Origin of the sequence: uncultured Granulicatella sp. (assembly GCF_963545075.1) — a bacterium.
In the GTDB taxonomy this organism is placed as follows: Bacteria; Bacillota; Bacilli; order Lactobacillales; family Aerococcaceae; genus Granulicatella.
The window spans coordinates 40082-46961 of the sequence record NZ_CAUUHX010000008.1; the positions used below are offsets into that span (position 1 = coordinate 40082).

5 protein-coding genes are annotated in these 6880 nt (G+C 31.9%); 1 reads left to right on the forward strand and 4 read right to left on the reverse strand.

Translation table 11 applies throughout. The features are described 5' to 3' along the window. Positions 1-113: 113 nt before the first annotated feature. The 4 genes from RWZ86_RS02190 to RWZ86_RS02205 all read right to left on the reverse strand — a co-directional run bounded on the left by RWZ86_RS02190 (position 114) and on the right by RWZ86_RS02205 (position 5442). Positions 114-1703, reverse strand: coding sequence for an ABC transporter ATP-binding protein (locus RWZ86_RS02190; protein ID WP_314679648.1), 1590 nt, complete (start codon positions 1701-1703; stop codon positions 114-116). 87 nt (positions 1704-1790) lie between these two features. Next, complete coding sequence (locus tag RWZ86_RS02195) at positions 1791-2642, reverse strand: helix-turn-helix domain-containing protein (RefSeq protein ID WP_314679649.1); 852 nt, start codon at positions 2640-2642, stop codon at positions 1791-1793. Positions 2643-2855: 213 nt separating this feature from the next. After that, positions 2856-3899, reverse strand: a complete 1044-nt coding sequence (locus RWZ86_RS02200; RefSeq protein ID WP_314679652.1) for a Fic family protein — start codon at positions 3897-3899, stop codon at positions 2856-2858. Positions 3900-4077: 178 nt separating this feature from the next. Beyond that, the gene (locus RWZ86_RS02205; RefSeq protein ID WP_314679654.1) at positions 4078-5442 is read right to left on the reverse strand and encodes a hemolysin family protein; all 1365 of its coding nucleotides are present in this window, start codon (positions 5440-5442) and stop codon (positions 4078-4080) included. 218 nt (positions 5443-5660) lie between these two features. Here RWZ86_RS02205 and cbpA point away from each other — a divergent pair, with 218 nt between their 5' ends. Next, positions 5661-6299: a cyclic di-AMP binding protein CbpA gene (gene cbpA, locus RWZ86_RS02210; RefSeq protein ID WP_314679655.1), complete on the forward strand. Its 639-nt coding sequence runs from the start codon at positions 5661-5663 to the stop codon at positions 6297-6299. The last annotated feature ends 581 nt before the right edge of the window (positions 6300-6880 follow it).

The following is a 6880-nucleotide window of genomic DNA, read 5'->3' on the forward strand; positions in this document are numbered from 1 at the left end:
AAACAACCCCTATTCTGTCAATAAAAATCCACGAATTAGATACATTTGTATCTGTTTAGAAAACACTTCTTTTTCACTGCTTTTGAGAGGAAGAAAAATTATCCTCCCTCAATTTATAAAATGATTGCTTCATCTAATAGAGATTTTAATTCTTCTGGAAGATGATGGGTCACCCAAAGAATGGTTAAATTTTCCTCTTGTAATAAAGATTGCATCATTTCTGTTCCAGTTTGAGCATCTAAATTTGCTGTCACTTCATCTAATAATAACACTTGCGGATTTCGAACTAATGCTCTTGCTAGAGAAATGCGTTGTAATTGTCCTCCTGACAATGTTGAGGAAGTATCTCCAATCATTGTATCTAAACCTTGCGGTAGTTGTTCCACGATGGATTTCAACAATACCTTATCTAATACACTCCAAATTTTCTCATCCGATATTTCTTCTTGGAACACAATATTCTCACGAATACTTCCTTGGAAAATATGAGGATTTTGTTCCACATAAGTAACGGAATCGTACAGTTTTGAATAGGGAATCGTATTTAGTTCTTTTTGATATAAAGTTACATTTCCCTGATATCCTTCGATTTTTCCACCTAAAATATTGAGCAGAGTGGATTTCCCTGTTCCACTTTCTCCCATAATGACATATTTATGATTTTTGAATAAGGTTTTACTAAAAGGTTTCAACACAATAGCATCCCCATAAGCAAACTGAAGATTTTCTATCTTATATAATACTTCTGCATCATCAAGTGTTTCTACTGCATTCTCCTCTGCCCGTGCTGAAGGCGTTAATGTATGAATTTTTTCAAATAATGGTTTAGCACTAGTCACCATCGCTAATTCTTGGCTCATATTTCCAACAGCATTAAAAATAGTTCCTGCTAAACTTGTTGTTGCCAAAATAGCCCCTACGGTTACCATTCCTTTTGTCACTAAATATCCCGTAAATAAAAAGATGGAAATTTGACTAAGAACATTCCCAAAACCACCTAGAACTGCTACTTTTGCAAAAGATTTACTATAATTTCTTCGAGTAAAGCCTAATTGTTCAGAAGCTTGATGAATTTTTTCTTTAAAGTATTTCCATTGTTGAAACACAAAAATCGTATCGTACGCTAATAAAACATCAGAAATAATTTGGTTAAATCGTTCATTTTCTTTTGTTTTATGCACGGTCTTCTTAGATAGTTCTTTAGCATAAACTTTTGGCAACAGAAGTAAAATACCAATTTCAACAATCACAACAACAACTAAACTCCAATGAATACTCCATAACCCAATCGTTGAAAATACGATTCCTAAAATCCCTCTTAACAAAGAAAAGCTTGGATTGACTGCCATTTCTTGAATTTGATCCATATCACTTGTAAACCAAGCAATATAATCATGATTCTTCTTTTGATGAAAATGCGCATAAGACGTATTGGAAATAGCTTCACTCACTTCATCTCTCCAAAGCGTTGCAATTTTTTGCTTCACAAAGGAGCGGTATCGAAGATCCATATAAGTTACTGCTAGAAACACAGCATACACTACTACTAATAATAAAGCTCCCATTCCGAATTGATGAAAGTCCAAATCCACTAAAAAATTTAATAAATCTGCATGGATAAAGCTCGTCCATAGCTCTAAACCTTCCAAGCTACAAAAAATGATGAAAATGATGATGAATTGTAATTTTAACTTTCGAATCATGTTATACTCCCCTTTTAGAAACCGAATGTTTACTTACATTATACTTTCCCCACAAACACTTCGAAAAAAATCATCCTATAGTTGGATTTATTCTATTTCACTTAAAACATAGTCTAAATATTCTTGATATTGAGTAGCCTTTTTACGTTCTTTTAACCCCTTAAAAATATCAATCATCTTCATACACTCAAGTTTTCCTTTTTCTACATGTCCTTGATAAATATGAAGAATTCCTTGCATATAGTTAAAACGAATTTTCTCATAATAAAATTCTTCATCTTCTAATAATTCTGTTAAATACGCTTCTACTTGGCTAGCTTCAGATGAATTTGCTTCAATATCTTCTAAAAAAATATTTAATAAAATTCGACACAACATTCGTTTATGCATTGTGTCACGTTTTCCTAAACGAGCTTTTCTAAAGATAGAATCCAGATATAAATGTGTCTCTTCAGTAGAAAGACAGAAAACAATATTTCCAAATAACTCCCATTCGTAATCTCCCCATTCTTCTACTTCAAATAAATAAGATTGAATCACTCTTTTTTGTTTCACGTCAATATTTTTACCTTGTAAATACTGTAAATGAGCTTCCACCAAAATTTGATTATGAAGATGTCGTCTATTTCTATCGCTTTGAAACAATTGCTTCTCTTCTGTCTTTAAATTTTCTAATAAATATCCATCTTTTTGACTTTTAACAGTTTCTAATTTTTGTAGAAATTCTTTTTGAGAATGTTTTGAAGTCACTAATTGTTCGAATTCATCTAAGGAGACATTTAATCGTTCTAACAAATTCAAAAATATTTCACTCGTTATTTTGCTTTCTCCTCTTTCAAACTTTGATAAAAAATTTTTACTTAAAATACCTTCAGCTAACTCTTTTTGAGTTAAATGCTTTTCTTGTCTAATTTTTTTAATAAATTCTCCATGTCCCATACCTTCTCCCCCAAGTCATCCTATAAGATTACTTTTTACACAATATTTTAGTTTTTATTATAATCATTTTTAAAAAGGAGTAAAGAATATGGCAGAAAAAATTATTGAGAATTTACCAAAGAATCCAAAGCCACGCCCCAATTTATCAGAAATTATCCAATCACTAAAATAAAAACTATCGAGACGTTGACCCGATAGTTTTTTAGTTTAAATCTAGATTTTCATATATTTTGTAGAACGACCATTTCCTACTGATTGTATCTTTTCAGCAAGCTGTAATTCTTTTAATGCTCGTTCGATTGTTCTTTGGGAAATATCTGGACAAAGAATCATAATATCCTTTTTAGAAAGAGGCGATAATGATTTTTGGATCACTGTCAATACTCTTTCAGGAGATGTTAATTGTTTTTCTCCTATTAATCTGAATCTGTCATCACATTCTTTATAAGCTTTCAAGATAACTCCTAACATATATTTAATAAATGGTAATTCATCATTTTCCCCAGAATGCCATTTTGCACTTGAATGTTGCAATTCCTCATAATAAGAATCTTTTGTTTCTTCAATCAGCATTTCTATACTAATATACCGTCCCACAAAATATCCAAACTTATAGAGTAATAGTAATGTTAAAATTCTACTCATTCTTCCATTTCCATCATCGAAAGGATGAATACATAAAAAATCATGAATGAGTGCTGGAATTAAAATAAGGGGAGGAACATTTTCTTTTATAGCTTCGTCATAAGCCTTCACCATTGCATCAACATACATCTCTGTTTCAAAGCTACTTACCGGTTGAAATCGAATTTTTTTATTTCCAAAAGCATCTACTTCTATAATACTATTATCCATTTTCTTAAACTTCCCGTTATGATTCACGAAAGAATAAGAATACAACTGATTATGCAGTGTTAAAATATCGTTTTTACTAAATTCTATATATTCATAGTTATCATGAATTAAATCAAGCACATGCCTATATCCTGCAATTTCTTCTTCATTTCTATTTTGAGGCTCTGCCTTTTGATTCATCAATTCCTTCAGTCTTGCATCATTCGTATAAATCCCTTCAATAGCATTAGAAGATTTTGTACTTTGAATTTTAGCCACATCCATCATTTTTTCCAGTACATCTGGATAATTTTCTACATAAAGCTCTTGTTTCCCTTTATATTCATGAATTTTAGCAATATGATGATAAATATTTACAGGTAAAGATAGTTCCATTAGTTTTACATAATTAAATTGTCTCAAAATATCCCCTCCATCTTTTTTCTACGCCATTATAGCATATTTGGCGTAGAAAAACTAATAATGGCGAGAATAATCTACGCCATTTTTGACGTTTTGGCGTAGAAAAACTAAATTTGGCGAGATTAGCGCCCATAAATGTAAAAAACTACCGAGCCCATTGACCCGATAGTTACGATTATTATTCTTCTGTTTCTTCTTCGTTTTCTTCTTGTTCGTATGCTTCTACTTCTTCTGGAGTTAGTAAGTGAACATGAATACGACGAATTCTTCCATTTTCTACTAAAGTTGGTTTTAATAGAACATTTTCTTGACGAACTTCTACTACTTCGTCATCTTCAGGGAAATACCCTAATTCTTCTAAAATAATTCCCGCCATCGTATCCACTTCATCTGAATCAATGGTTGTTTGGAACGTTTGATTGAATTTTTCTAATGTCATTCCCGCATCAATTAAGAAATTCTTCTCATCAATTTCACGGTAACTCATTTCTTCCACATCATACTCATCTTCAATTTCTCCGACGATTTCTTCAATTAAGTCTTCTAATGTCACAACACCTTCGACTCCACCATATTCGTCTTTTAAAATCGCCATATGTTGACGTGTTTTTCTAAATTCCACTAATAAATCATCTACGAAAATTGTTGAAGGAACAAATAATGGCTGATGCGCTAAATCCATTAATTGGATTTGATCAAATCCTTGTTCTTTTGCTGCTCTTAAAACGTCTTTAGAATGTAAAACTCCAATGACATTATCTTTATCTTCTTCATAAATTGGGAAACGAGAATAAGAACTGCTTAAAATGATTTCGATATTTTCTGCTAAATCATCTTCCACATCAAGCATTAATGTGTCCGTTCTTGGCACCATCACTTCTCTAGCTAGTTTTGAATCAAGAGATAAAACCCCTTGAAGCATGGTAAATTCTTCTTTATCAATCGCACCATCATTGCGACTATTCGCTAGAAGAGACTTCATTTCACTACGTGTTAATTTTTCTTGTTCATTATTAAATTCAATCGGCGTCATTCGTTTTAAAATACCTGTTGAAACAGTTAAAATCCAAACAAATGGTTTGGAAATTTTTTTGACAAATAAAATAATTCCTGCCGTATGTAAAGCAATCGGTTCCGCCAATTGTAAGGCAACTTGTTTTGGATACAATTCCCCAAACACTAATGTTAAATAAGATAAGATTATAGTCACAATCAAAATTGCTAATGTTTCTGCACCCGGTACATTCTCCAATAATGGTTGAATACGAGAAGCAAAACTTGTTGCTGCAGAAGCACTCGAGAAGAATCCTGCTAACGTAATCGCTACTTGAATGGTTGCTAAAAATTCATCTGAATTTTCTAATAAACGCATCACTCGTTGCGCCTTTTTATCTCCTTCGCTCGCTTTTTGACTCATCTTTCCTTGATTGACTGATACAAAGGCAATCTCAGCTGCTGCGAAAAATGCATTTATGGCAGTTAATAGTACAATAATTAAAATCTGGATTCCCAGCGAACTCCCATCAGAATCTGCTGTCATCATTCAGTTATCCCCTTTACTTTGTTAATTTTTTAAAAATATACAAATATCATACTCACTTTTGTGTGAAAATGCAAGATATGTCCATTATATAGAGATTTTTGCCCCCTATTTTAATAAATTTCTCGTTACTTTTTAATCAAAAAGTGGTATTATCAATAATGAAAACGTGTCTATATTTTACAAAACACGAAAATTGATTTCAAGAAAGGGGCATGTCTATGCTATTAAAATCACTTGTTATTCCTAAAAAGAGTTTAACGGTTGTTAAAGAATCTTGTACTCTTGAAGAAGCGATTGTTATTTTAGAAAACTCTGGATATCGTTGCGTTCCAGTTTTAGATGAAACAGAAACTTTCTTCCGTGGAAATATTTATAAAATGCACATCTATCGTCATAAAGCAAATGGAGGCGATATGAGCTTACCGGTTACTCATTTAATTAAAAACACTACGAAATTTATTAATATTACGAGTTCGTTCTTCAAAGTGTTCTTTACGATTAAGGAATTACCTTATATTGCTGTGTTAGATGATTCGCAACGTTTTTATGGTATTTTAACGCATAGTAGTTTATTAAATATGCTTCAAGAGTCTTGGAGTGTGAATAATGGTTCTTATGTTTTAACGATTATTTCTGCTGGTGAAAAGGGTTCATTAGCTCAAATTTCTAAGATCATTAATCAATATGCTTCTATTGCCAATGTTATGACATTAGATACAGAGAAAGATCGTACACTTCGACGTTTGTTAATTACGCTTCCAGCAGGAGTTTCAAACGAAACATTGAATCAAATTATTACAGCTCTAGAGAAAAAAGACTTCTCTATTGCTGAAGTGGAAGATTTGAAAGACTACTAGACAGTTAGACAATTAGACAAAAATAAAAACAGAAAAAGTCTACGCTTGAGTAGCTAGGGACGCCAGCAGCTTCGCTATGCGAATCTCATGGCTAAAAATTGAGCCTCGGTCTCAATTTTTCCCGTACTATAAGCCCTTGTGGCTTATAGTACCAAAGCTACAGCGCTCCAACTTTTTCTGTTTTTATTTTTTTATTTTTTTGTGTGCCGTTTACTCTATTCCCGCAAACATCAAAATATTAAAAAACGTAATCCTAACTATAATTATCATCATATTCATAGCAAACGTAAGTAAAATGATTCAACGTAGATATATAAATAAACCAGATAAATTAAAGTATCCTTCAGCATTCGACAAAAAACGCTCAACTGATTTTGAAATTATTAACGAAAAAATATGAAAAATATTTTCAAATTTACTAAGCAATAGAAAAAATAGGCATTTTTTAAACGAAAACAAGGCTCCTAAAACATTGTTAAAGCAATGTTTTAGAATCTTTTGGCTTCTATAAAGTGTCAAACTCCGAAAAATGTATCATTCACCTACTTTTTGATTTTGTAAGTAATTTGCAATCAGGAAGA

Coding starts and splice junctions, on each gene's coding strand:
- RWZ86_RS02205 (WP_314679654.1), bottom strand. CDS start 5,442: ATGATGACAGCAGATTCTGATGGGAGTTCGCTGGGAATCCAGATTTTA.
- RWZ86_RS02195 (WP_314679649.1), bottom strand. CDS start 2,642: ATGGGACATGGAGAATTTATTAAAAAAATTAGACAAGAAAAGCATTTA.
- RWZ86_RS02190 (WP_314679648.1), bottom strand. CDS start 1,703: ATGATTCGAAAGTTAAAATTACAATTCATCATCATTTTCATCATTTTT.
- cbpA (WP_314679655.1), top strand. CDS start 5,661: ATGCTATTAAAATCACTTGTTATTCCTAAAAAGAGTTTAACGGTTGTT.